The following is a 23,301-nucleotide window of genomic DNA, read 5'->3' on the forward strand; positions in this document are numbered from 1 at the left end:
CGGGAGCGCGCTTCGCCACTCACGTGCGGTGGTCGGGGTCGCGCTGTGTGGTGAGGCCCTGGGCCCAGCGGTAGTCGGGCTTGCCGCTCGGGGTGCGCTGGACGGTGTCTTCCACCCACACCAGGCGCGGAATCTTGTAGCCGGCCAGGCTCTGCCGCACGTGTTCCTCGAGTCCGGCGAAGTCGACGCCCCGCCCGTCGCGCGCCTGCACCACCGCCGAGACCCGGTGCCCCCACCGTTCGTCGGGGACGCCGACGACGATGGCGTCGTAGACGTCGCGGTACGCCTTCACCGCGCTCTCGACCTCCTCGGCGAACACCTTCTCGCCGCCGGTGTTGATCACCATGTTGCCGCGGCCGAGCAGGGTGATCGATCCGTCGGCCTCGATCCGCGCGCGGTCGCCGGTGACGACGACCGGTCGCCCGTCGACCTCCCGGAAGATCTCCCGCGTCTTCTCCGGGTCGTTGTAGTAGCCCAGCGGGACGTACCCGCCCTTCGCGAACCAGCCGTCCTTCCCCGACCCCGGCTCGACAGGAACGTCGTTCTCGTCGATCACCAGGGCGTACCGTCCGGGAGGCACTCGGGGCCCACCCACCTGCTTCTCCCCCTTGGTCGCGAAACCGATTCCGCCGAAACCTGTCTCCGACGCGCCGATCGAATCGGAAACCAGCAGGCCCGGGAACGCGTCGAGGAAGGCGTCCTTGATCACCGGCGAGAACAGCGCGGCCCCGGATGCCACCACACCCAGACTCGACGTGTCGGTGCGCGACGGCTGATGCGCCTCGATCAGCGGCCGTCCCATCGCGTCGCCGGTGATGATCAGGATCTGCACCTTGTGCCGTTCGACGAGCTCCCACGTCCGCTCGGCGTCGAACTTCGATTCCAGCAGCACGGTGTTCCCGCTGAACAGCGCGGTGAACGTCGGCATCATCGCGGCCGCGTGGATCAACGGCGGCAACGCGAACCACAGGGTCGGCTCCCCCTGCGACCCGACCCGTGACTGCTGGTACTCGTCGTCGATCGCGTCACCGGTGTAGAAGTCGAGACCGCCCGCGAGGACGCGCCAGATCGCCTCGTGCGTCCACACCACACCCTTGGGACGTCCGGTGGTGCCGCCGGTGTACATGATGAACAGGTCTTCGGAGCTGCGTTCGCCGAAGTCCCGGTCGCCACTGCCGGACAGCGCCTCCTCGTACGGCACCGAGTCGCTGGGCACGCCGGCGCCGCCGAGATCGTCCTCGACGACGACGGTGTGCCGGATCCGCGGCAGCGAGGGCAGGACTTCCGCGATGCGCGGCGAGTAGATCCGATGGTGGACCACGGCGTCGAGTTCCGCGTTGCCGTAGACGTAGGCGAGTTCGTCGCTGGTGTAGCGGTAGTTGATGTTGACCGGGACCGCACGAATCTTGTACGCCGCGAGCAATGTCTCCATGGTCTCGATGGAGTTGTGCAGGTGCACGCCGATGTGCGAATCGACGGTCAGCCCGACTTCCAGGAAGTGGTGGGCCAGCCTGTTGGCGCGGTCCTCCAGTTCGCGGTAGGTGACGCGACGGGCGCCGCAGATCAGCGCCACCCGTTCCGGCATCGCGTCGACGGAATGCTCGAAGAGGTCCGCAAGGTTGTAGGCCACGGGGGGCGTCCTCTCTCAGACGACTGTGAGTGGTAGGGGTATTCCTCGATCGGTGAACGCGAAGTCGGCTCCCGTGCTGAACCGGGTGAGCGCCACCTCGGGTGCCTCCTTCGCGGGCGGCTCACCGATCACGATTTCCACGGTCAGCGCCGCATCCGTCTCCTCGACCACCTGCACCGCGAAGCGCGGCGACACCCCGCGCACGAGCGCAGTCAACGGCCCGAGGTGCTCGGCGTCGATCATGGACGGCCACGCCCCGTCCTCCCCGGCTCCGCAGTCCCTGCCGAGGGTCAGCAGCATGCGGTCGCCGAGCGTGACCGTGACGTCCACGTACTGACGGGGGTTGAACGCCGGATGCACGGCGAGGACGACAGCGAGGCCCTCGAGGTCCGCGGGCAGTCCGAGCGCGTTCCGGATCCGCTCCGACGTGAGGCCGGCGATGCCGGTGAGTTGCTTGCGGGCGATGTCGAGCGCGGATTCGGCATCGGTGCGGGCCCGCACCGCGAGCAGGAAACCGAGCGTCAGCAGGTGCTGCTGCACGCACACCTCCTCCGCCATCCGAGTCAGAGCCGAATGGGAGAAGTCCGGGAACCGCAGATCGTCCAGGAGCGCGCCCGCGTAGTCGTGCAGTCCCCGCCCGCCGGTGTCGATCGGCGACAACTCGACTGTCGCCGCCCGCGACTTCCCCACCGTCACCAGTCCTTCCGGAATCGGGGGTGGCACGTTGGTGTCGTCGATGGTGACCGTCCAGAGGCAGTGCGGTGTCCGGTCCGCAGGCCTGCGGGGCGGACGGTGCACGGGACGCACCTGCGCATGCGGGTTGGTCGCCAGTGCGGTGGCGTCGAACGTCGGGTCCTCGATGTCGTGGCACATCGCCGTGACGTACTCGTCGCCCATCGGTTCGACGTCCATCAACGCGCCGCAGTGATCCAGCCAGAACTCGCCGTGATCGTGATCGGTGACGCGGTACCGAAAGTCCATGAACTGGGGCGGCGCACCGATGTCGAGTTGCAGACCCTTGAAGATCGTCACGACGCCGTTGCCCTCGAATCCCAGCGCGCGTTGCATCCGCCGCGTGTAGAGGGGGCTCGACGCCATCCACTCCTCGATCGCGACCTGCGTCATGCCCTCGCGACCGAACGCCCCGATCAGGTGCGGCATACCGGAGCGGTCGATGAGATGACCGCACAGGAGCAATTCCGGCACGAGAATCGCGAGATCCTCGCGGGACAGATCGGCGAACGACGCCGGAACCTTCACCGTACTCACCACAGCGGAACCGGGGCCTTGCCGACCGGATACCACCCCGGCAGCCGACCGGACGTCGCGCGCTGGATCCGCGCGTTCATGCCGTCCGACATCGCGTTGTTCGTGATCATCTCGAGGAACAGGCTCGAGACGTTACCGAAGTCGAAGAAGTCACGCTGCCAAGACCATTGGAAGTTGCCGCCGTACCGGAACCAGCTGCCGCCGATTCCGGTGACCTGATAGTGCGTGCCGTCGTCGCGGGTGCGTTCGGACACCTGCTTCCAGAATCCGATGACGTCGCCGCTGCGATCGTCGATGACGAACTGCTGGTACGGGTACTGCCAGCCCTCGAGCCCGTCCATTTCCTGCCCGAGCGCCAGGTCGCGGATCTCGTCCCGGCCCACGGCCATGAAGTCGTCCTTCGGGCCGTAGTTCCATCCGTACGTGGCGTCCTCGGTGTACATCTCGGCGAGCGGCTTCCAGTCGCCGAGCGACTCGCAGCGCTTGTTCTCGTCCACCCAGCGCTGCACCATCTCATCGAGCTCCGCACGATCGAACTGCACCGCCGGGCCGATCCTTCGATCGAACTGTGTCATCGGGTATCTCCTTCGGAGTCGTTGTCCGCGAGGATCCGCAGGGCCTGGGTCGGGCAGAAGCGCACGGCGCTCTCGACTTCGGCGCGCAGGTTCTCGGGTGGGTCGGTGTCGAGGATCTCGACCTTGCCGTGCTTCGGGACGACGAAGACATCGGGTGCCTCCATCTCGCACACGGCATGACCCTGACACAGGTCGAGATCGGCTTCGACTTTCATCACGTGCTTCGCTTCCGGTACCTCACCGTGCACGGCTGCTGCAGCTGCACCACCATCTTGCTGTGATCGTTGCGGTACGTCTCGGAGGGTTGCGCCATCTCGAACTCCCAGTCCTGCAGGAGAATCGAGAAGATCGCCTTCAACTGCATCAGCGCGAACGCGGCCCCGACGCAGCGGTGCCTGCCTGCACCGAACGGAATCCACGTCCAGCGGTTGACGATGTCTTCCTGGTTGGGGTCGATGTAGCGCTCGGGATCGAACGTGTCCGGGTTCGGGAAATCCTCCGCGATCCGGTTGGAGATCGCGGGCGTGGCCGCCACGAGGTCGTTCTCGGCGATCCGGTAGCCGCCGACCTCGAACTCACCCCGCGCGACGCGCAGCAGGATGATCAGCGGCGGGTGCAACCGCAGCGTCTCCTTCAGCACCGCTTCGAGTTTCGGGATCTGCCTGAGCGCCCCGAAACTGATGTCGGAGCCGTCCGAATAGAGGTCGTCGAGTTCGGCGACCACCTGTTTGGCGTAGTCCGGGTGCCGCAGCAGCTCGATCAGGGTCCAGGCCGCGGTGCCGGACGTGGTGTGGTGCCCGGCGAACATCATCGAGATGAACATGCCGGTGATCTCGTCCGCCGTGAAGCGCTCGTTGCCGTCCTCGTCCTTGATCGAGACGAGCACGTCGAGCATGTCCCGATCCTCCTTGCCCTGAGGGGGGTTCTCGATGCGCCCGTTCATGATCTCCTGGACGAGGGCCACCAACTGCACCCTCGCCTCGTCCCGCCGGCGGAAGCTCTCGATCGGGGCGTAGGCGTCGACGTATGCGATGGGGTCGGTGCCCTGCTCGAGCTCGTGGTACAGGTGCGCGAACCGGCCGTCGAGCTGCTCCCGGAACTTCGTACCGATCAGGCAGGCCGAGGACGTGTAGATGGTCAGCTCCGCGAAGAATTCGAGGAGGTCGATCTCCCCCTCGTCGCCCCACTGCGCCACCATGCGGTCGACCTCGTGGGCGATCGTCGCGGCATGGCCCTTCATCTGCTCGCCGCGCAACGCCTGGTTGTGCAGCATCTCCTTGCGGCGCTCGGGGCTCGCGTCGAACACGACTCCCTCGCCGAAGATCGGCTTCATGAACGGGTAGGCGGCCTGCTGGTCGAGATCCTCGTCGGTGGAGCGGAAGAAGAATTCATTGGCCTCGGCGCCGGACAGCAGCACCACTTTCTTGTCGGCGAGCTGGAAGACACCGACGTTGCCGCACTCCTCCCGGACGCGGCGCATCAGCGCGATCGGGTCGGTGCGCAATTCTTCGAGATGTCCGTGCTCGTGCTCACCACCGGACACACGTTGCGGGGTAGCCAGGTTCATTCTCCATCCTTTCGCAGGGGCGCCTCGGGCTGCACTTCGATCAGCACCAGGTGTGCGCCGCGCGGCGCACTGACGGCGGCGACGACGGCGTCGGCGATCGCGGAGGCGCGCAGGAAGTACGAGTGCCGGGCGAATCCCCATTTCGCCCAGTCTTCGAGGACGGGTCCGATGACCTCCTCGGTGGTGTTCATCCCCATGGATGTCTGGGTGGGGCCCGGACGCACGACCGATGCCCGGACACCGGTGCCTTCCAGTTCCATTCGCATCTGCCGGCCCATCATCTCGACGCCGGCCTTCGCGGCGTTGTAGGCGCCCATCCGGGGCCGGGGGGTGTCGGCGCAATCGGATCCGATCAGGATGAAATCTCCGCGCCGGCGTTCGATCATGCCGGGAAGGAGGCGGTGCGCGAGACGCTGCGCACCGACCAGATGAACGTTGACCTGGCCCAGGAACTGGTCGGGGTCCATCTCGTGTGCGACGGAGAACTCCAGGTCACCTGCCCCCGACAACGCGATCTCGGTGGGGCCGAGCGCTTTCTCCGCCGCGGTGACGAATTCGTCGACGGATGCGGTGTCGGTGACGTCGAGGTAGTGCGCGAACGCTTCTCCCCCGTTGCTGCGGATCTTCTCCGCGATCTCCTCGCATTCGGCCACCCGGCGGGCACCGAGCGCGACGGGGTGACCGGCCTCGGCCAGCGCATAGGCCGTCGCCGTGCCGATTCCCGAAGAGGCCCCGGCGACGACCGACGGGCGTCGCTGCGGGTTGGGCTCGAACCTAGGCATCGCGGACCTGCACTTTCATGGGGAGGGTGGCGAAACCGCGCACGTTGGTCGAGTGGACGCGCGCACTGTTCGCCTCGTCGATGTCGTAGTCGTCGATGCGGGAGACGAGTTCGGTGAGTGCGATTCGCGCTTCGAGCCTGGCCATGTGGGCGCCGAGGCAGAAGTGGGTGCCGCCGCCGAAGCTCGCGAGCTTGTTGGACGTGTCCCTGCCGATCCGGTATTCGTCGGCGTCCTCGAACACCGCCGAGTCGCGGTTCGCGGAGCCGATGAGGATCAGCACCTTGTCGCCGGCGGGAATCGTCCGGTCGTGGAAGTCCAGGTCGACGGACGCCGTCCGGGCGACCATCTGGCTGGACGTGTCGAAACGCAGGGTCTCCTCCACCCACTCCGGCACTCGACTCGCATCCTCGAAGACCTGCCTGGCCTCGCCCGGATAGCGGAAACCCCAGTACAGCGCGTTGCCGAGGAGTTTGGTGGTGGTCTCGTTGCCTGCCACCACCATCAGGAACATGAACGCGATGACCTCGTCGTCGGTGAGCCGGTCGCCGTCGATCTCAGCCTCGAGCAGTGCGGACGTGAGGTCCTCGGTCGGCTTTCTGCGGCGCTCCGCCAGCATGTCGGCGTAGTAGCCGACGAGGTAGAGCGACGCCTCCATCGCGGCGTGGGGCACGTCGAGAACGCCTTCCTCGCGGTGCACCACGAGGTCGGCGAGCCGGCGGAGTTCCACGCGGTCGGCCTCCGGCACCCCCATCAGTTCCGAGATCACGTCCATCGGGAGCTTGCCGGCGAACTCGGCGATCCAGTCGAACTCGCCCGCCGCGAGCGCCGGGTCGAGGTACTGCCGGGTCAGATCCAGGATCCGCCCCTCGAGTTCGTTCACCCGCCTCGGCGTGAAGCCGCGGGACACCAACTGCCGCATCCGCATGTGCCGCGGATCGTCCAGCGCGAGAAAGGACATCGTCTTGTGGGCGTGCGGTCCGTACGCCGCCGGGTCGAGCGACACCCCGTTCGCGCTCGACAGGCGCTGGTTGTCGCGGAACGCCGCGACGACGTCCTCGTGCCGGGACAACGCCCAGAAGTCGAGTTCCTCGTTGTAGTAGAGGGGTGCCTCTTCCCGCAGTCTTCGATACGTGACGTACGGATCTTCGTGGAAGCCATAGTCGTACGGATTGAACGTCACCGGATTGTGTGACACCCCGGGCATCGAGGCTGCGGTCATGGCATCTACTCCAGAATCAGCTTGGCGGAAGTTTCGAGTCGATCGGCGAATTGGGCATAGGACCCGTATCCCATTCCCGCGCGGACCAGGCCGCCGGCGTACAGCAGCTCCAGTGCCTCGAGGACGTCGGGATCGTGGCCGTCGCCCAGTGCGGTGGCGAGCCGGTCGCGGATCTCCAGCCCGATGCGGGCGCGGAGGTGCTCCACGTCGGGGTCGCGGCCGAGCAGCGCGTTGGTGACGGCTCCGGCGAGTTCGGGTTCGTCCGCCACCAGGAGAGCGATGTGACGGAGCACGGCGACCACGCGTCCAGTGCGATCGAGTCCCTCGTCCAGCGGCTGCGGCGAGGCGGCGAGACGCCGCCAGAAGACCTCGGCGACGAGGTGCTCCTTGGACGAGAAGTACGTGTAGGCCGTCGCGGGCGCGACCCCGGCGATGCCGGCCACCGAGCGAACGGTGAGTCCCGCGAATCCCTCTTCACGCAGTACTTCGACTGCCGCTTTGGTGAGGCGGTCGACGGTATCGGCCTGCTTCTCGGTCAGACGGCGGCGGGTGGACTCGAAATTCATACTACTGGACACGTGTCTGGACGCTACTACAGTTACCGGCGACTGGCAACGAAAATCGGACTCTCACACCGGACTGCGCGGGTGAATTCGCACGGGCATCGTCTTGATGCCGCTGATGAAATTCGACCGCAGCCGGGCGACCGGGCCAGTGGGTTCCACCCGGTCGATCCGCGCGGCGAGAGTCTCGAACAGGATCTTCAATTCGAGCCGCGCCAGGTGGGCGCCGAGGCAGAAGTGCACCCCGCTACCGCCGAACGCGATCTGCGGGTTGGGGCTCCGGCCGATGTCGAACCGGTACGGCTCGTCGAAGACGTCCTCGTCCCGGTTGGCGCTCGGGTAGTAGATCACCACCTTGTCGCCGGCCCTGACCAACTGATCGCCGATGTAGGCGTCCCGGGTGGCGGTTCGCCGGAAGTCCATCACCGGGGTCACCCACCGCAGGATCTCCTCCACCGCACTCGCAGCCAGTTCCGGCTCGGACTGCAGTCGTCGCCACTGATCGGGATGATCGATGAAGGCCTGCATCCCACCGGCGGTCGCGTTGCGCGTCGTTTCGTTCCCCGCCACCACGAGCAGGACGAAGAACATGTTGAATTCCATCTCGGTGAGCGTGTCGCCATTCCCGTCCGGCTGCACGAGCCTGGTGACGATGTCGTCGCGAGGCTCGATGCGGCGTTGCGCTGCAAGCTCGTTGGCGTACAGGAAGATCTCCGCCGCGGCCATCTCACCGTCGGCCTGGGTGGTGCCGTACTCGGGGTCGTCGAAGCCGATCATCCGGTTGGACCAGTCGTAGAGCCTGTCGACGTCCCCGGCAGGCGCACCCAGCAGCGCCGCGATGACCTCGAGCGGCAACGGCGCTGCCGCCTCGGGAACGAAGTCGACGTCGCGTGCGTCGAGAAGCCGATCGACGATCCGCGCACAGATGTCGCGGATGTGCCCCTCGAGCACTTTGACCGTGCGCGGGGTGAATCCGCGGCTGACGAGCTGCCGGAGCCGGGTGTGGTCGGGAGGGTCGAGGTTGACGAGCATGGCGGCCTGCTTCGCGCGGGTCTGCTCGTCGAAATCGTCGATCTGGGTGGTGCCCACCGCCGACGAGAACGTCGCGCTGTCGCGGGACACGGCGACGACGTCGGCATGCTTGGTCACCGCCCAGAACCCGGTGCCGTTCTCCTCGGGCTGCCAATAGACGGGTTCGCTCGCCCGCAGATGGTCGAAGAACGCGTAGGGGACCCCTTCCGCGTAGACGTCGGGGGATTTGAGATCAATCCGAGACGCGGTCATACACTGCTCCTCGATCGATAAACGAATGGGATGCGTCTTAAACTACACACTTTCATTTATAATGGAAGCCCTTATGCTGGACCCATGATGAAAGGGCAAAACGGACCGATCCGACGTCGCACACTCACGCGAGACAAGGTCGTGGATGCCGCGATCGAGATCATCGACGAACTCGGCTGGGAGCCACTGTCGATGACGAGTCTCTCCGCCCGGCTGAACGTCGTCACCGCGTCGCTCTACAACCACGTCCGCAACCTCGACGACATCCGCGGTGCCGTCCAGGTGCGCACCATGGCGGAACTCGGTGCCCACCTGCGCGAGATCGCCATGGGCCGAAGCGGTCCGGACGGCCTTCGTGCGCTCGTCGACGCGCACCGCGTCTGGGCGACCGAGCATCCGCATCGGTATCAGACGCTGACCACCAGCCCGGTGGACCGGGACGCCTTCATCACCGCGGCACTGGACGCGAACACAGCGCTGCGCACGATGCTGGCGTCGTGCGGACTGCCGCCCGAGGACACCCTCGACGCGGCAGTGAGCATCTTCGCCGCGATGCACGGCTTCGTGATGCTGGTGAACACCGACTTCCTCGGCGACGAACTGGACCTGGACTCGATCTACGAATCGGTGCTGCGCGGAGCACTGTCCAGCGTCGGGTGGCCGGAGCGAACGCACACCCCGTCCTGAAAGGCCACCACCCCTCCTGCTGCCGTTCTCAGGCCCAGGCGTCAGAAGGGTTCGGCCGCCACGTCGAGATCGCCCAGATCACCACCACGTCGAGCGCGATGATGAGCACCGACCACCACGGGTAGTGCGGCAGCCACAGGAAATTGGCCACGATCGAGATCGCGGCGATCACGATCGCCGACACCCGGGCCCACGCGGCGCCGGTGAACAACGCGAGGCCGGTCACCGCGACCAACGCACCCAGCACGAGATGGATCCAGCCCCACACCGTGAAGTCGAACTTGTAGAGGTACTCCACCCCCACCACGAACTCCTCGTTCTCATAGACCGCGGCGAGCCCTTGGAAGAACTGCAGGAGTCCGACGGTGACCATGATGACCGCTGCACCCATCGCGGTCCCCGCCGCGACGCCCTGTTTGACCGACGAACTTTCGGACATGACGCCCCTTCCCCGCCGCAACCCACTGCCGGGTGAATTCATTGTCCGCCGATTCGGTGTGCGTTCGCGTCGGAACCGCGGGGTTTCCCACCCACCTGGAATCGGATTGCTCCGGCCGAGGAGGCCACCCGACACAGCCTGCGAGACCGTTCGGTTGCCGCGAATCCCTCGCGCGCCCCGGCCGCTTCGCTCGGTCCACAACTGCGCACCGAAAGTAAACGAACCGAATCGAGGCGATGTTCGCCGATCCCGACAACCCCGGCTCGGACGGCACCGACTCGGAGTCGTCGCCCACCTGAACTCGCCACGCATGCTCATCCTCGGTACTGCGAGGAAACCGGGCGAGCTCATCACTCGAATTCGGGGGCCCGCCCACCGCCCCACAACTGCTCTGTGAGGTCCTGGAAGCACACGAACGTGACGGGGTCATCCTTCCTGCGCAACACCGACCTGCTCACCGCTGCACGCACAACGAAACCTTCGCGATGGGCGAGTTCGATTACCTTTCCCGCAAAGTCCCGCAGCAACGCCACCGATGCGGGGCCGCCCGACGACGACGCCGGAACGACCACGTCCGCGACCGAGCACCCGGCGAACCAGTGCTCGGGGTACCCCAGCATCCGCTCGAGCGCCGGGTTGGCATGCACAATCACCCCCTCTTCATCGACAGCGAGGGCGGGAACCGGAAGCCGCTCGAGCAACCTCAGTGCCGGAAGCTGCTCCAAATAACCCAGCGCGGTGTTCGGGTCCGACCGTCGCCTGTCCCTACCCGGCCCTGCCGACGCCCACCTCCGTCTCCCCCAGCGGACCAACACATCGAACCGTGCCAGACCGAACAGTGGAGGCAACGTCGATCGTCGGCCAGATCGTCGAATTATCGTTGCCCGCGATCGTCCGTCACCAGCACATTCACCAGGAGGACACTGTCGAACAATTTTGGTGCAAAACAACATACATTCTCTCCGTGCGTAATTCCGATACAAAGCGCTCGGCTATCCGCGGGCCTCTGCGTCAGCTTCATTGGGCCGCTTTCGCCCAGGCACAAGTCGATTCCACGAGCCGCTATCCGCCGCCAGAGCGACGTGATTACCGAGAGTCGTTGCGCTCGTCTTATTTTCGACCTTGATCCGTACGCGGCGTCGCCCGCCGTGTGCGGCGGGACGACTTCACTCGCCCGTGTGGGACGCGGGTTCTGCCGATGTAGGCGTCGAGTTCCCGCGGCGTGATGCATTCCATAGTAGCGGCACGGAATCCGAAAGACTTATCCCTACGGGACGTAGGCCTGATCTTTCCGGGACACGCCGCCGGCCGCCTACGACGAAGTCTCGGCCCCTGTGATGCCGGACAATTCAATCACCGCTCACCGTGAGCGGAACCCACCAACTTCGCGAGCTCGTCGAGCGACCACGGCGGCTCGGTCTCGTGGTCGCGGTAGGCCAGCACAGTCGGAGCCGGCCGGTCGAATCTGCCGACGAAGCACCCTGATCCGGCGAAGATCCCGCCGGTGATGCCGGCGGCGAGGTCGCTGGCCAGGAACGCGTACAGCTGGGCGACGTAGTCGGCGGGTGCCGGATGCAGCGAGCCGTAGCGCGTTGCGTCGTCGAGCATCCCCCGCCTGTGCAGTTCCTCGATGTGCTGCTCGTACTCCGCTCCCACGGACAGGCGGGTCTTGGCACCGGGGCACACGACGTTGGCGCGGACGCCGGATCCGGCCAGTTCGGCCGCGATGGCGAGGGTCAGACTGTTGACCGCTCCCTTGCCGGCGGGATATCCGGTTCCGCCGTAGTCACCGAGGAACGCGAACGAACTCGTGTTCACGATCGCTCCGCGCCCCCGTTCCGCCATCAGGGGCGCCGCGGCCCGGCATGTGCGGAACGTCGCCGTCAGGTGCGCATCGACGAGTTCGCGCCACTGCTCGTCGGTGACGGTGAGGATGGACGACCCGGCGGGCTCCGCGACGCCGGCGCAGTTGATCAGCACATCCACCTGGCCGAACGCACATTCCGCGGCGTCGACCAGCGCCTCCGCGACGCCGTGGGCGGCGGCCGATCCAGCCACCGCGATCGCCCGGCCACCACCGAGCACGATCTCGTCGGCAACCTTCTCCGCCGCGTCCGGATCACGGCCGTTGACCACCACGCCGGCTCCCTCCGCCGCGAGCGCGTGCGCGACGGCCCTGCCGATCCCCCGGCTCGAGCCGGTGACGACGGCGCCTCGCCCGTCCAGCCGTCTCACGTCGCGTGAATTCATCGCACCTCCGTCGAACTCGTCATTGCGGCATCCAGTTGTTCAAACTATAGTCCAGACACATGTCCAGTTTTCGGAGATCGCTGTGACACTCACCCGATTCGGAAGCGAAAATCCATGACTCTGCGCCCCACCGACAGCTCTGCTCTCCTGATCGACGGCAAACTGATTCCCGGTTCCGGCGGCACGTTCGAGGTGATCAACCCGGCCACCGAGGAGGTGCTCGGGAGAGCCGCCGACGCCACCGCGTCCGACATGGACGCCGCGATCGCCGCGGCCCGGCGGGCCTTCGACGACACCACGTGGTCCCGCGACCACGCCTTCCGCACCCGCTGCCTGCGGCAGCTGCGCGACGTGCTGCAGTCCCACATCGAGGAACTGCGCGACATCACCATCGCCGAAGTCGGCGCCCCCGCCTTCCTCACCAGCGGACCGCAACTCGAAGGCCCGGTCGCCGACCTCGGGTATTTCGCGGACCTCGCCGAAAGCTATTTCTGGGAACAGGATCTGGGCATCGCCGAGCCGATGGGCATCAAGACCCGCCGACGCGTTCTCAAGGAGGCCGTCGGCGTCGTCGGGGCAATCACGCCGTGGAACTTCCCGCACCAGATCAACTTCGCCAAGATCGGCCCCGCACTCGCGGCCGGAAACACGGTGGTCCTCAAGCCCGCGCCCGACACTCCCTGGTGCGCCGCCCTCGTCGGGCACCTGATCGCCGAGGAGACCGACCTCCCGGCCGGCGTGGTCAACATCGTCACGTCGAGCGACCACTCCCTCGGCGCTCAGCTCTCCACCGACCCCCGCGTCGACCTCGTGTCGTTCACCGGTTCGACCGCCACGGGCAAGGCCGTCATGGCGGCGGCGTCCGAGTCGCTGAAGAAGGTGTTCCTCGAACTCGGCGGCAAATCGGCGTTCATCGTGCTCGACGACGCCGACCTCGCGGGTGCGTGCGGGGTCGCCGCGTTCACGGTGTCCACTCACGCGGGGCAGGGCTGCGCCATCACCACCCGGCTGCTCGTTCCCCGCGACAGGTACGACGAGGCGGTCGAGGCCACGGCCCGGACCCTCGGCGGATTGCACGCGGGCGATCCCGCGAAACCCGGCACCATCTGCGGTCCCCTCATCTCCGCACGGCAACGCGCCCGCGTCGAGGACTACCTGCGGCTTGCGCGGGAGGAAGGCGGCACGATCGTGGTCGGTGGTGGCCGACCGGCCGATCGGGACCGTGGATTCTTCGTCGAACCCACCCTGATCGCCGGCCTCGACAACACCGCCCGGGTGGCTCGGGAAGAGATCTTCGGACCCGTGCTGGTGATCATTCCCCACGACGGCGACGAGGACGCGATCAGCATCGCGAACGACTCGCCGTACGGGCTGTCCGGATCGGTGTGGGGCACAGACCCCGCACGCGTGAAGCGAGTAGTCGACGGCGTGCGCACCGGAACGCTCAGCGTCAACGGTGGCGTCTGGTATTCCGCCGACGCCCCGTTCGGCGGTTACAAGCAGTCCGGAATCGGCCGCGAGATGGGCGTGGCCGGATTCGAGGAATACCTGGAAACCAAGCTGGTCGCGGAACCGGCCCAATAGTACGCCGGCGAGCCGGCCCGACAACACAGGAGTCAATCGATATGGGACGTTTCGACGGGAAGACCGCCATCGTCACCGGCGCCGCACAGGGCATCGGCGAGGGCTACGCGCGTGCCCTCGCCCGCGAGGGCGCGAACGTGGTGGTGGCCGATCTCAATGCGGAGCTCGGTGAGACCGTGGCCAAGCAGATCAGCGCGGACGGCGGGACTGCGGTGTTCAAGGACGTCGACGTCGCCGACGAGGATTCGGCGAAGCAACTCGCCGAGTTCACGGTCGAGAAGTTCGGCGGCATCGACCATCTCGTGAACAACGCCGCGATCTACGGCGGTATGAAGCTCGATCTCCTCATCACCGTGCCGTGGGACTACTACAAGAAGTTCATGGCCGTGAACTTCGACGGCGCCCTCAACGTGACCCGGGCCGTGTGGCCGCACATGAACAGCGGCGGTGGCGGCTCCATCGTCAACCAGTCGTCCACGGCCGCCTGGCTGTACTCCGGCTTCTACGGCCTCGCGAAGGTCGGGATCAACGGCCTCACCCAGCAACTCGCCCACGAGGTGGGCGGCATGAACATCCGGGTCAACGCCATCGCGCCCGGACCGATCGACACCGAAGCCACCCGCACCGTCACGCCGGGAAATATGGTGGCAGACATGGTCGAGACGTTGCCGCTGAAGCGGATGGGCACCCCCGACGACCTCGTCGGCGCCTGCCTGTTCCTGCTCTCCGACGAGGCGAGCTGGATCACCGGGCAGATCTTCAACGTCGACGGCGGACAGATCTTCCGGTCATGACCACGACCGAGCAGGTATCCGTCGGCTACATCGGCCTCGGCAACATGGGTGCGCCCATGGCGAAGCGGCTGCTGGACCGGCCGGGAGGGCTCATCGTGTGCGACACCCGGCCGGAGGCGCTGGAGCCGTTCGGCAAGGCGGGCGCGAAGGTGACGTCGAGTCCGCGGGAGGTGGCGGAGAACGCGGACGTCATCTCGGTGACCGTGCTGAACGACGAGCAGGTCCGCGCGGTCGTCACGCAGCTCCTCGACACCGCGCGGCCGGGCACCGTCGTGGCGGTGCACTCCACCATCAGCGACGTCACCGCCGTCGAACTCGCCGACCGCTGCCGTGCGCACGGCGTCGACCTGATCGACGCGCCCGTCAGCGGCGGCGCACCCGGTGCGCACAAGGGGAAGCTCGCCGTCATGGTCGGGGCGAGCGACGACGCGTTCGAGAAAGTGCGGGAGCCGTTCGGGCACTGGGCCGAACTCGTCGTACACGCCGGAGACGTGGGCGCGGGAACGCGGATGAAGCTGGCCCGCAACCTGCTTCACTTCGTCTCGTTCACGGCCGCCGCCGAGGCGCAGCGGCTCGCCGAGGCCGCCGGTCTCGACATCACCGAACTCGGAAAGGTCGTCCGGCACACCGACGCGATCACCGGTGGCGCCGGAGCGATCATGCTCCGCGACACCACCGACGCTCTCGACGAGACCGACAACTGGTACCCGATCATGACCCACGTCCGGGACCTCGGGGAGAAGGACCTGTCGCTGGCGATCGGGCTCGGCGAACGACTCGACGTCGCGCTGCCGCTCGCCCGACTCGCGCTCACGGGCCTGGGTCCTGGACTCGGCGTCGACAGCACCGTCGACAAGAAGGAGCAACCATGACCGACGACACCCGCACCCGTGGCCTGGCCATGATGGAGAAGGTCTACGGATTCGAGATGCAGGACGGGCCCGGCGCGCATTTCGCCGTCACCGCCGACCACCTGTTCGCCGACATCTGGTCGCGGCCCGGGCTGAGCATCCGCGACCGCCGGCTTCTCCTCCTCGGTGCGCTCACCGCACAGGGGCTCGTCGACGTGGCCGAGATCCAGGTGGGGGCGGCCCTGCACAACGAGGAACTGGACGAGGACCAACTCCGGGAGATCGCGCTGTTCCTGTGCCACTACGTGGGCTGGCCGTTGGGGACGAAACTCGACTCGATGATCGGCGGGGTGCTACACAAGCGGAAGAAAGCGGCCAGAGCGGCTGCCCCGGACGCAGAGGCCACATGAGCACCGAACACCTGACACCAGAGCTTCTCCGACTCGCCGACTCCACCCCCGGCTTCATGCCGGAAGACGAGGGGACGGCCCTGCACGAGGCCGCGATGCAGTACCTGACCCCCGGCGGGGTGGGCGTCGAGATCGGCACGTACTGCGGTCGTTCGACGATCTATCTCGGGGCGGCGGCGAAGGCGCGGGGCGCCCGCATCGTCACCATCGATCATCATCACGGTTCCGAGGAGCATCAGCCCGGCTGGGAGTACCATGAACCGGCGTTCGTCGACCCGCACACCGGTCTGCTCGACACGGTCGGCCGGTTCCGGCACACGATGGCCGACTCCGGACTCGAGGAGTACGTCGTGGGTGTGCTGGGCCGGTCGTCGACGGTGGCGACGTTCTGGCGCACTCCCGTGAACTTCGTCTTCATCGACGGCGGACACACGTCGGAGGCGGCGTCGGCGGATCTCGAGGGGTGGGCGCCGTGGGTGAACGTCGGCGGCGCCCTGGTGATCCACGACGTGTTCCCGGACCCCGCGGACGGCGGACGACCACCGTTCGAGATCTACGAACGGGCTTTGGGGACAGGGCAATTCAAGGAGACGTCCGTCACCGGGTCGCTGCGTGTTCTCGAGCGGGTGGGCGGTCAGACGGGCGAACCGCTGGCGTGACAATAGTCGCCACAGCGGTCGAGGCCGATCGGTAGTCCCACGGGCAGCGCCGCGTCCCGGAAGATTCCGTGTCCGGGCGTGGTGCGGGACAGCGCGTCCGCGGCGAGGATCATCGCCCCGCCCGTCCACGTGGTCTGCTCGACCGGCCACCGCTTGCCGTCGCTGTAGACGAGCCCCGTCCAGTACGAGCCGTCCGGATCCCGCAGGTGCTGCATGGCGGCGAACTGTGCGAGCGCGCGAGTGTGTTCCCCCATCGCGTCGAGAGCCAGCACCAGTTCGCACGTCTCGGCGCCGGTCACCCACGGCCGGTGGTCCACGCAGCGGATACCGAGTCCCTCGACCACGAAGTCGTCCCACCGCGACGCGATGCGGTCCGACGCGACCTCACCGCGGACGGCGCCCCCGAGGATCGGGTAGTACCAGTCCATGGAGTACTCGTCCTTGATCGCGAACGCCTCCGGGTGCTGCCTGATCGCGTGGCCCAGCGTGTATTTCGCGAACTCCCATTCCGGTTGCGGGTCGTCGACCAGCCGGGCGAGGAGCAGCCCGCAGTGCAGGCTGTGATGGATGCTGGAGTTCCCGGTCAGCAGCGCCTCGGGGCAGTCCTGACCGTTCTCGCCGCGGGCCCACCAGATTTCTCCGCTCGACGACTGCATGTCGACGACGAAATCGAGACCACCCTGCACGGACGGCCACAGGGTGTCGACGAAATCCCGGTCACCGGTGATCAGGTAGTGGTGCCACACCCCCACCGCGAGGTAGGCGCAGAAGTTGCTGTCGGAATCGTGATTCTCCACGGCCCCGTCGCGGAACTTCATCGGCCACGAACCGTCCGGGCGTTGCGTCCGCCGCGACCACTCGTACGCGCCCACCGCCTCGTCGATCAGGCCGGCGGCAGTGAGGGCCATGGCGGATTCGACGTGATCCCACGGGTCGGTGTGCCCACCGGGAAACCACGGCAGCGCCCCCGACGACTCCTGCGCTGCCGCGATCGACCGTGCTGTCTGCCTGACCTGGCTCTCCGACAACACGTTCGGTACCGACGGGACGCCGGCGGCTCTCACCGCGGCGCCTTCACCACGCTCGGTTCCCTCGGCTTCTCGAGGTAGAACACGACGCTCTTGCCGACCACGGGGTTGAGGACCTTCTCGGCGGTGCGCGTGAGCCAGGGGGCTTTCATCATGTCCCACACCAGAACCTGGTGGTAGGCCTTCGCGAGGGGGTTGTCGTTGTTCTCCACCCCGACCGCGCACTTGAGCCACCAGTACGGCGAATGCAGGGCGTGGGCGTGATCCCGGCCCCGGACCTGCAGGCCGGCGGCCGTCAGCTTCTCCGCCAGCTCGTCGGCGCGGTAGATGCGGACGTGGCCACCCTCCACCTCGTGGTACGCGTCGGACAGCGCCCAGCAGATCTTCTCCGGAAGCCACCGCGGAACCGTCACCGCCGCAATACCACCCGGCTTGAGGATGCGGGTCAGCTCGGCGATGGCGCGGCCGTCGCGGGGCACGTGTTCGAGGACCTCGGAGATGAGGACGACGTCGAACGTCGCATCCTCGTACGGCAGGTTCAGCGCGTCGCCGACCTCGACGCGGGCGGAGGCACCCGCCGGGACCTCACCGACCTCGGCCATCGCCACGAACATCTTCTCGACGTCCGCGAGTTCGTCGGCGTTCTGGTCGAAGGCGATGACGTCGGCGCCGCGTCGATACAGCTCGAACGAGTGCCGTCCGGCGCCCGCCCCGATGTCGATCACCTTGTCGCCGGGCTTCACACCCAGCCGGTCGAAGTCCACGGTCAGCACGGTCGGCCTCCTTCACGGGTCTGCGCTATCGCTTCGGCATACGTCTGCGCGGTTCTCGCCGCCACGGCGGCCCAGCTGTAGCGCTCGAGCACACGTCGGCGGCCACCGTCGCCGAGCCGGGCCCGGCGCTGCGGATCGTCGAGCAACGCGCCCAGCACGTCCGCGAGTTCCTGTGGGTCGCCGGGCGTCACCAGCACACACGCCTCCTCGTCCGTTCCCACCACCTCGGGAATGGCGCCGGCGCGGCTCGCCACCAGCGGGGTGCCACACGCCATCGCCTCGACGGCGGGCAGCGAGAAGCCTTCGTACAGCGACGGGACGCACGCGACGTCGGCCGATGCCAGCAGCGACGCCAGTTCGGCGTCGTCGATACCCGACACCGTCCGGACGACGTCGCCGATGGCCAGCTCCTCGATGAGCTTCTCCGTCACTCCCCCGGGTGCGAGTTTGGTGACCAGCACCAGTTCGACGGCCCGCTCCGTGTGCACCTTCGCGACCGCCTCGAGGAGTGTCGACACCCCCTTGAGGGGCATGTCGGCGCTGGCGACGCACACGACGCGGCCCGGAACCCGGGCGGCGGCCGGGGGCCGGAAAACCTCGGTGTCCACGCCCAGTGGGATGGTCTGCAGGTTGTCGGCGGGAACGTCGAAGGCCGCGCTGATGTCGTCGGCGGAGGACTGCGACACCGTCAGCAGCGCGGGGATGGCACGCGCCACCCGCTTCTGCATGCGCAGGAAGCCGTACCAGCGCCGGACCGTCACCTGGCGCCACCATTTCGCCGACGCCAGGTCCAGTTCGCGGTCGCGGGTGATCGGGTGGTGGATGGTCGCGACGACCGGAAGTCCGGCCTTCTGGAGCTGCAGCAGCCCGTAGCCGAGGCACTGGTTGTCGTGCACCACGTCGAACTCGTCGGCGCGCTCCTTCAGCAGTCGCGCCGCGCGGAGGCTGAACGTGAGCGGCTCCGGGAAGCCGGCCGTCCACATCGTCGCGACCTCCAGCACGTCGACGGCGTCGCGGAACTCGCGTGGGTGCGGCGTTCTGAACGGATCCGGCTCGCGATACAGGTCGAGGCTGGGGACCTTCGTCAACGTCACCCGCGGGTCGACGTCCGGGTACGGCTGCCCCGAGAACACCTCGACCTGATGACCGAGTTCGACCAGCTCACGGCTGAGATGGCGAACGTACACACCCTGCCCACCACAGTGGGGCTTACTTCGATACGACAAGAGTGCGATGCGCACGGACTTCGGCCTCTCCTCGAGCAGTTGGCTAGCAATACTAGAACACGTTCTTACTCGAGTGTGCCCTCATCCCATCCAACCGCACTCACTCACCTCACCGCGGTCGACTCGCGCAATCCCTCGAGTTTTCCGGACAGGCGCCCCAGGTACGCCAGGACGTCCTCCTCGCTCCGGTCGGGCAGTCCGTACACAACCTCGGTGACACCGAGGCCCTTCCACCGCCGCAACTTGTCCACGTCCGGCTTGCCGTCGAGCACGACGATCCGCGGTTCGCCGTCCCGGCCGGCCTCACGCCACATCCGTCGTAGCGTTACGACGCGGTCGTCGATGTCCTGCTCGATCGGTGTGGTCATCCACCCGTCGGCCGATTTCACGATCCACCGGAAATTCTTGTCGTTACCGGCGGCGCCGACGATCACCGGAGGCACCCGGGCCGGCTTGGGCCACGCCCAGCTCGGACCGAAGTTCACGAACTCGCCGTCGTAGGACGCCTCGTCCTGCGTCCACAGCGCACGCATGGCCTCGAGGTACTCGCGCAGCATCGTCCGGCGACGTGCCGGCGGAACGTTGTGATCGGTGAGTTCGTCGAGATTCCAGCCGTACCCCACGCCGAGGGTGACCCGTCCGCCGCTGAGGTGGTCGAGGGAGGCGATCGTCTTGGCCAGCGTGATCGGGTCGTGCTCGACCGGTAGCGCGACCGATGTCCCGAGTTCGATGCGCTCCGTGACCGCCGACGCCGAGGCCAGCGCCACCCACGGGTCGAGGGTGCGCATGTAGCGGTCGTCGGGCAGCGACGCGTCACCCGTCTGAGGATGCGCCGCATCGCGTTTCACCGGAATGTGCGTGTGCTCGGGCACGTAGAACGAGTCGAATCCGTTGGCCTCTGCACCCCTCGCGGCCGAGGCCGGCCCGATCCCGCGGTCACTCGTAAACAACGTAATGCCGAATTTCACGAATTCTCCTTGGCCGAGAGCCTTTTCCTTCTTGCACACTAACTTCTGGACACCTGTTTATCAATGTGTCCAAACAACTCTCCAGTTCCCCGAGCAGCCGGACGAACGGGACGCTCGTTCGATCTGAGGCAACGGGCGTCCCGTTCGTCCGGTGCAGGTGAGTGGCAATGCGTGCCCCAGCACACTTCGCCACTCACCTGCTCAGGCGCCGTACACCGGGAGCGGGGTTTCGGCCTTGGCGAGAAGGTCGGCGACGACGGGTCCGATCTCCTTCGGTTCCCAGCGCGCACCCTTGTCCTGGGTGGGACCGTGCCGCCAGCCCTCGGCGACGGTGATCTTGCCTCCCTCCACCTCGAACACGCGTCCGGTGACGTCCTTCGACTCCGTGCTGCCCAGCCACACGACGAGCGGGGAGATGTTCTCCGGCGCCATCGCGTCGAACCCCTCCTCGGGCGCGGCCATCGCCTCCGCCATCGCGCCGCCCGCGCCGACCGTCATCCGGGTGCGTGCGGCCGGGGCGATCGCGTTGACGGTGACGCCGTAGTTGTTCAATTCCGCGGCCGCCTGGATGGTCATCTCCGCGATCCCCGCCTTCGCGGCGGCGTAATTGCCCTGCCCGATCGAACCCTGCAGTCCGGCACCGGAACTGGTGTTGACGATCCGGGCGTCGACCGGGTTGCCCGCCTTCGCCTCGGCCCGCCAGTACGCGGCGGCGTGGCGCAGCGTCGCGAAATGCCCCTTCAAATGGACGCGCACGACGGCGTCCCACTCCTGCTCGCTCATCCCGACGAGCATGCGGTCGCGCAGGAACCCGGCATTGTTCACCAGCACGTCCAGGCGTCCGTACGCGTCGATGGCGGTGTTGATCAGATTCTCGGCGCCTGCCCAGTCCGCGACGTCGTCGCCGTTCACGACGGCCTCGCCGCCCGCGGCGACGATCTCCGCGACCACCTGTTCGGCGGGACTCTCCCCGGTGGCGGAACCGTCGATGCCGGCTCCGATGTCGTTGACCACCACCTTCGCGCCCTCGGCGGCGAACGCCAGCGCGTGGGCGCGTCCGATTCCGCGTCCGGCGCCCGTCACGATGACGACGCGACCGTCGACCACTCCACTCATGCCTTCTCCTCTGTAGATGCTGTAGCTGCCGCCAGGAAGGCGGGACGTTCTCCGCCGCCGTGGACGGTCAGCGTCGAACCGCTGACGTACGCCGCCAGCGGTGAAGCCAGGAACACCGCACAGTTGCCGATGTCCTCCGGGCAGGCCATCCGGCCCAGCGGGACCGTGTCCCCGACCGCCGCGATCCCCGCCTCGTCGCCGTAGTGCAGATGCGCGAGTTCGGTACGGACCAGGCCGACGACCACCGAGTTGACCCGCACCTTGGGCGCCCACTCGACCGCGAGACTGCCGGTGAGACTGTCGACCCCGGCCTTCGCCGCACCGTACGCCGCGGTCCCGGGCGACGGTCGCGAGCCGCTGACGCTGGAGATGTTCACGATCGCGCCACCCGAATCCTGTCTCTGCATCACCGCATTCGCGACCTGCGACACCAGGAGCGGGGCGAGCAGATTCAGCTCGACGATCTTGGAGTGGAACTTCGGACTCGCATCCGCGGCGAGCGCGAACGGGGCGCCGCCGGCATTGTTGACCAGGACATCGAGCCGGCCGTGCCGCTCGACGATCCGGTCGACGAGGCCCTGCACCTGCTCCGGATCGCGGATGTCGCACGGCAGGAATTCGACGGCCCGGCCGTCCACCTCCACCGGCGCCTCTCCGGGCCGGCGGGCGCAGGCCACCACCGTCGCGCCCGCCCGCAGGAAGGTGCGGCTGATGCCCGCGCCCACCCCGCGAACACCGCCGGTCACCAGCACGACACTTCCGGTCATGTTAGAACCTGTTTCCATCGTGCTACCCTACCAAGCAATTGCTTGGTGAGTGAAGTCGCGGCGTGGAGGAGAAAAGAAAATGGGGATCCGGACTGAAATTGAGACCGGGGGCATCACCACGGTCACCGTCGACTACCCGCCCGTGAACGCCATCCCGTCCCGGGGCTGGTTCGAGTTGGCCGACGCCGTACTCGACGCGGGGCGGAATCCGGACACCCACGTGGTGATCCTGAGAGCGGAGGGACGCGGGTTCAACGCCGGCGTCGACATCAAGGAAATGCAGGCCACCGACGGCTACGGCGCGCTGGTCGACGCCAACCGGGGCTGCGCGGCCGCGTTCGCCGCCGTCTACGACTGCGCCGTGCCCGTGGTGGTCGCGGTCAACGGATTCTGCGTCGGCGGCGGCGTCGGCCTGGTCGGGAACGCCGACGTGATCGTCGCGTCCGACGACGCCGTCTTCGGACTGCCCGAGGTCGACCGCGGCGCACTCGGCGCCGCCACCCATCTCGCCCGGCTCGTCCCCCAGCACATGATGCGCACGCTGTACTACACGGCGCAGAACGTCACCGCCCAGCAACTCCAGCACTTCGGATCGGTGTACGAGGTGGTGCCGCGCGAGAAACTCGACGACACCGCCCGCGACATCGCCGCCAAGATCGCAGCCAAGGACACCCGGGTCATCCGCTGCGCCAAGGAAGCCATCAACGGCATCGACCCCGTCGACGTGAAGACCAGTTACCGCCTCGAGCAGGGCTACACCTTCGAACTCAACCTGGCCGGCGTCTCGGACGAGCACCGCGACGAGTTCATCGAAACCGGCAAGCCCCGCTCCCACTCGAACAACAGGAAAGGCTGACATC

Annotated in this window: 25 protein-coding genes; 7 read left to right on the forward strand and 18 right to left on the reverse strand. The window is 67.3% G+C overall.

The annotated features are described in order from the left end of the window. Window positions 1-19 precede the first annotated feature (19 nt). The 9 genes from HGB39_RS11195 to HGB39_RS11235 all read right to left on the reverse strand — a co-directional run bounded on the left by HGB39_RS11195 (window position 20) and on the right by HGB39_RS11235 (window position 8,889). Window positions 20-1,630, reverse strand: a complete 1,611-nt coding sequence (locus HGB39_RS11195; protein ID WP_005563769.1) for an acyl-CoA synthetase — start codon at window positions 1,628-1,630, stop codon at window positions 20-22. A gap of 15 nt (window positions 1,631-1,645) precedes the next feature. Then, window positions 1,646-2,902, reverse strand: coding sequence for a hypothetical protein (locus HGB39_RS11200; RefSeq protein WP_005563768.1), 1,257 nt, complete (start codon window positions 2,900-2,902; stop codon window positions 1,646-1,648). Beyond that, a complete protein-coding gene (locus tag HGB39_RS11205) occupies window positions 2,896-3,474 on the reverse strand; it encodes a hypothetical protein (RefSeq protein ID WP_005563767.1) in 579 nt (192 codons plus the stop codon). Before HGB39_RS11205 ends, HGB39_RS11200 begins: the two co-directional genes overlap by 7 nt. Next, window positions 3,471-3,689 carry a ferredoxin gene (locus HGB39_RS11210; RefSeq protein ID WP_005262923.1) on the reverse strand — a complete coding sequence of 73 codons (219 nt, stop codon included), beginning with the start codon at window positions 3,687-3,689 and terminating at the stop codon, window positions 3,471-3,473. The genes HGB39_RS11205 and HGB39_RS11210 overlap by 4 nt, the downstream gene beginning before the upstream one ends. Further along, window positions 3,689-5,041 carry a lanosterol 14-alpha demethylase gene (gene cyp51, locus HGB39_RS11215; protein WP_005262924.1) on the reverse strand — a complete coding sequence of 451 codons (1,353 nt, stop codon included), beginning with the start codon at window positions 5,039-5,041 and terminating at the stop codon, window positions 3,689-3,691. Before cyp51 ends, HGB39_RS11210 begins: the two co-directional genes overlap by 1 nt. Beyond that, complete coding sequence (locus HGB39_RS11220) at window positions 5,038-5,823, reverse strand: SDR family oxidoreductase (protein ID WP_005262926.1); 786 nt, start codon at window positions 5,821-5,823, stop codon at window positions 5,038-5,040. The genes cyp51 and HGB39_RS11220 overlap by 4 nt, the downstream gene beginning before the upstream one ends. Then, window positions 5,816-7,042, reverse strand: coding sequence for a cytochrome P450 (locus HGB39_RS11225; protein WP_005563765.1), 1,227 nt, complete (start codon window positions 7,040-7,042; stop codon window positions 5,816-5,818). Before HGB39_RS11225 ends, HGB39_RS11220 begins: the two co-directional genes overlap by 8 nt. A 5-nt stretch (window positions 7,043-7,047) precedes the next feature. Continuing rightward, window positions 7,048-7,608, reverse strand: coding sequence for a TetR/AcrR family transcriptional regulator (locus tag HGB39_RS11230; protein ID WP_005563763.1), 561 nt, complete (start codon window positions 7,606-7,608; stop codon window positions 7,048-7,050). Window positions 7,609-7,671: 63 nt separating this feature from the next. Further along, complete coding sequence (locus HGB39_RS11235) at window positions 7,672-8,889, reverse strand: cytochrome P450 (RefSeq protein ID WP_005262930.1); 1,218 nt, start codon at window positions 8,887-8,889, stop codon at window positions 7,672-7,674. 84 nt (window positions 8,890-8,973) lie between these two features. On the opposite strand from HGB39_RS11235, the gene HGB39_RS11240 reads away from it, so the two are divergent. After that, window positions 8,974-9,576 carry a TetR/AcrR family transcriptional regulator gene (locus HGB39_RS11240; RefSeq protein ID WP_005563761.1) on the forward strand — a complete coding sequence of 201 codons (603 nt, stop codon included), beginning with the start codon at window positions 8,974-8,976 and terminating at the stop codon, window positions 9,574-9,576. A gap of 28 nt (window positions 9,577-9,604) precedes the next feature. Here HGB39_RS11240 and HGB39_RS11245 read toward each other — a convergent pair whose 3' ends face one another. The 3 genes from HGB39_RS11245 to HGB39_RS11255 all read right to left on the reverse strand — a co-directional run bounded on the left by HGB39_RS11245 (window position 9,605) and on the right by HGB39_RS11255 (window position 12,265). After that, window positions 9,605-10,015, reverse strand: a complete 411-nt coding sequence (locus HGB39_RS11245) for a DUF7144 family membrane protein (RefSeq protein WP_005262932.1) — start codon at window positions 10,013-10,015, stop codon at window positions 9,605-9,607. Between the two features lie 350 nt (window positions 10,016-10,365). Further along, on the reverse strand, window positions 10,366-10,830 hold the full coding sequence (locus HGB39_RS11250) for a PAS domain-containing protein (RefSeq protein WP_169692891.1): 465 nt from the start codon (window positions 10,828-10,830) through the stop codon (window positions 10,366-10,368). 538 nt (window positions 10,831-11,368) lie between these two features. Beyond that, window positions 11,369-12,265, reverse strand: a complete 897-nt coding sequence (locus HGB39_RS11255; protein ID WP_005563758.1) for an SDR family NAD(P)-dependent oxidoreductase — start codon at window positions 12,263-12,265, stop codon at window positions 11,369-11,371. A gap of 114 nt (window positions 12,266-12,379) precedes the next feature. On the opposite strand from HGB39_RS11255, the gene HGB39_RS11260 reads away from it, so the two are divergent. From HGB39_RS11260 to HGB39_RS11280, 5 genes are read left to right on the forward strand one after another with little or no spacing between them, the layout of a single operon-like run. Next, window positions 12,380-13,849 carry an aldehyde dehydrogenase gene (locus HGB39_RS11260; protein ID WP_064080305.1) on the forward strand — a complete coding sequence of 490 codons (1,470 nt, stop codon included), beginning with the start codon at window positions 12,380-12,382 and terminating at the stop codon, window positions 13,847-13,849. Between the two features lie 41 nt (window positions 13,850-13,890). After that, complete coding sequence (locus tag HGB39_RS11265) at window positions 13,891-14,643, forward strand: SDR family oxidoreductase (protein WP_005262937.1); 753 nt, start codon at window positions 13,891-13,893, stop codon at window positions 14,641-14,643. Continuing rightward, window positions 14,640-15,515: an NAD(P)-dependent oxidoreductase gene (locus HGB39_RS11270; protein ID WP_005563754.1), complete on the forward strand. Its 876-nt coding sequence runs from the start codon at window positions 14,640-14,642 to the stop codon at window positions 15,513-15,515. The genes HGB39_RS11265 and HGB39_RS11270 overlap by 4 nt, the downstream gene beginning before the upstream one ends. Next, window positions 15,512-15,904: a carboxymuconolactone decarboxylase family protein gene (locus HGB39_RS11275; protein WP_005244588.1), complete on the forward strand. Its 393-nt coding sequence runs from the start codon at window positions 15,512-15,514 to the stop codon at window positions 15,902-15,904. Before HGB39_RS11270 ends, HGB39_RS11275 begins: the two co-directional genes overlap by 4 nt. After that, complete coding sequence (locus HGB39_RS11280; RefSeq protein WP_005244589.1) at window positions 15,901-16,563, forward strand: class I SAM-dependent methyltransferase; 663 nt, start codon at window positions 15,901-15,903, stop codon at window positions 16,561-16,563. Before HGB39_RS11275 ends, HGB39_RS11280 begins: the two co-directional genes overlap by 4 nt. Here HGB39_RS11280 and HGB39_RS11285 read toward each other — a convergent pair. The 6 genes from HGB39_RS11285 to HGB39_RS11310 form a co-directional block, all read right to left on the reverse strand. Beyond that, a complete protein-coding gene (locus tag HGB39_RS11285; RefSeq protein WP_005563753.1) occupies window positions 16,539-17,627 on the reverse strand; it encodes a prenyltransferase/squalene oxidase repeat-containing protein in 1,089 nt (362 codons plus the stop codon). The two genes, HGB39_RS11280 and HGB39_RS11285, sit on opposite strands and share 25 nt — an antisense overlap. Continuing rightward, window positions 17,624-18,364: a class I SAM-dependent methyltransferase gene (locus HGB39_RS11290; RefSeq protein ID WP_005563752.1), complete on the reverse strand. Its 741-nt coding sequence runs from the start codon at window positions 18,362-18,364 to the stop codon at window positions 17,624-17,626. The genes HGB39_RS11285 and HGB39_RS11290 overlap by 4 nt, the downstream gene beginning before the upstream one ends. Beyond that, a complete protein-coding gene (locus tag HGB39_RS11295) occupies window positions 18,358-19,605 on the reverse strand; it encodes a glycosyltransferase family 4 protein (protein ID WP_005262944.1) in 1,248 nt (415 codons plus the stop codon). Before HGB39_RS11295 ends, HGB39_RS11290 begins: the two co-directional genes overlap by 7 nt. A gap of 89 nt (window positions 19,606-19,694) precedes the next feature. Next, window positions 19,695-20,558 (reverse strand): LLM class F420-dependent oxidoreductase, encoded by an 864-nt coding sequence (locus tag HGB39_RS11300; RefSeq protein ID WP_007300905.1) that lies wholly within the window; start codon window positions 20,556-20,558, stop codon window positions 19,695-19,697. A 201-nt stretch (window positions 20,559-20,759) separates the two neighbouring features. Further along, window positions 20,760-21,674, reverse strand: coding sequence for an SDR family oxidoreductase (locus tag HGB39_RS11305; RefSeq protein ID WP_005563748.1), 915 nt, complete (start codon window positions 21,672-21,674; stop codon window positions 20,760-20,762). Next, the gene (locus HGB39_RS11310; protein WP_005563746.1) at window positions 21,671-22,441 is read right to left on the reverse strand and encodes an SDR family oxidoreductase; all 771 of its coding nucleotides are present in this window, start codon (window positions 22,439-22,441) and stop codon (window positions 21,671-21,673) included. Before HGB39_RS11310 ends, HGB39_RS11305 begins: the two co-directional genes overlap by 4 nt. Window positions 22,442-22,520: 79 nt before the next feature. Between HGB39_RS11310 and echA20 the strand changes: the two genes are divergently transcribed. Beyond that, entirely contained in the window at window positions 22,521-23,297 is a 777-nt protein-coding gene (echA20, locus tag HGB39_RS11315; RefSeq protein ID WP_005563743.1) for a (7aS)-7a-methyl-1,5-dioxo-2,3,5,6,7,7a-hexahydro-1H-indene-carboxyl-CoA hydrolase, read from the forward strand. The last annotated feature ends 4 nt before the right edge of the window (window positions 23,298-23,301 follow it).

This window comes from Rhodococcus opacus, assembly GCF_012396235.1.
Lineage (GTDB): Bacteria > Actinomycetota > Actinomycetes > Mycobacteriales > Mycobacteriaceae > Rhodococcus_F > Rhodococcus_F opacus.

Excerpts from the sequence above, each read along its gene's own strand:
- HGB39_RS11205 (WP_005563767.1), bottom strand. The coding sequence starts at position 3,474 with ATGACACAGTTCGATCGAAGGATCGGCCCGGCGGTGCAGTTCGATCGT.
- HGB39_RS11210 (WP_005262923.1), bottom strand. The coding sequence starts at position 3,689 with ATGAAAGTCGAAGCCGATCTCGACCTGTGTCAGGGTCATGCCGTGTGC.
- cyp51 (WP_005262924.1), bottom strand. The coding sequence starts at position 5,041 with ATGAACCTGGCTACCCCGCAACGTGTGTCCGGTGGTGAGCACGAGCAC.
- HGB39_RS11220 (WP_005262926.1), bottom strand. The coding sequence starts at position 5,823 with ATGCCTAGGTTCGAGCCCAACCCGCAGCGACGCCCGTCGGTCGTCGCC.
- HGB39_RS11225 (WP_005563765.1), bottom strand. The coding sequence starts at position 7,042 with ATGACCGCAGCCTCGATGCCCGGGGTGTCACACAATCCGGTGACGTTC.
- HGB39_RS11230 (WP_005563763.1), bottom strand. The coding sequence starts at position 7,608 with ATGAATTTCGAGTCCACCCGCCGCCGTCTGACCGAGAAGCAGGCCGAT.
- HGB39_RS11235 (WP_005262930.1), bottom strand. The coding sequence starts at position 8,889 with ATGACCGCGTCTCGGATTGATCTCAAATCCCCCGACGTCTACGCGGAA.
- HGB39_RS11240 (WP_005563761.1), top strand. The coding sequence starts at position 8,974 with ATGATGAAAGGGCAAAACGGACCGATCCGACGTCGCACACTCACGCGA.
- HGB39_RS11245 (WP_005262932.1), bottom strand. The coding sequence starts at position 10,015 with ATGTCCGAAAGTTCGTCGGTCAAACAGGGCGTCGCGGCGGGGACCGCG.
- HGB39_RS11255 (WP_005563758.1), bottom strand. The coding sequence starts at position 12,265 with ATGAATTCACGCGACGTGAGACGGCTGGACGGGCGAGGCGCCGTCGTC.
- HGB39_RS11260 (WP_064080305.1), top strand. The coding sequence starts at position 12,380 with ATGACTCTGCGCCCCACCGACAGCTCTGCTCTCCTGATCGACGGCAAA.
- HGB39_RS11265 (WP_005262937.1), top strand. The coding sequence starts at position 13,891 with ATGGGACGTTTCGACGGGAAGACCGCCATCGTCACCGGCGCCGCACAG.
- HGB39_RS11270 (WP_005563754.1), top strand. The coding sequence starts at position 14,640 with ATGACCACGACCGAGCAGGTATCCGTCGGCTACATCGGCCTCGGCAAC.
- HGB39_RS11275 (WP_005244588.1), top strand. The coding sequence starts at position 15,512 with ATGACCGACGACACCCGCACCCGTGGCCTGGCCATGATGGAGAAGGTC.
- HGB39_RS11280 (WP_005244589.1), top strand. The coding sequence starts at position 15,901 with ATGAGCACCGAACACCTGACACCAGAGCTTCTCCGACTCGCCGACTCC.
- HGB39_RS11305 (WP_005563748.1), bottom strand. The coding sequence starts at position 21,674 with ATGAGTGGAGTGGTCGACGGTCGCGTCGTCATCGTGACGGGCGCCGGA.
- HGB39_RS11310 (WP_005563746.1), bottom strand. The coding sequence starts at position 22,441 with ATGACCGGAAGTGTCGTGCTGGTGACCGGCGGTGTTCGCGGGGTGGGC.
- echA20 (WP_005563743.1), top strand. The coding sequence starts at position 22,521 with ATGGGGATCCGGACTGAAATTGAGACCGGGGGCATCACCACGGTCACC.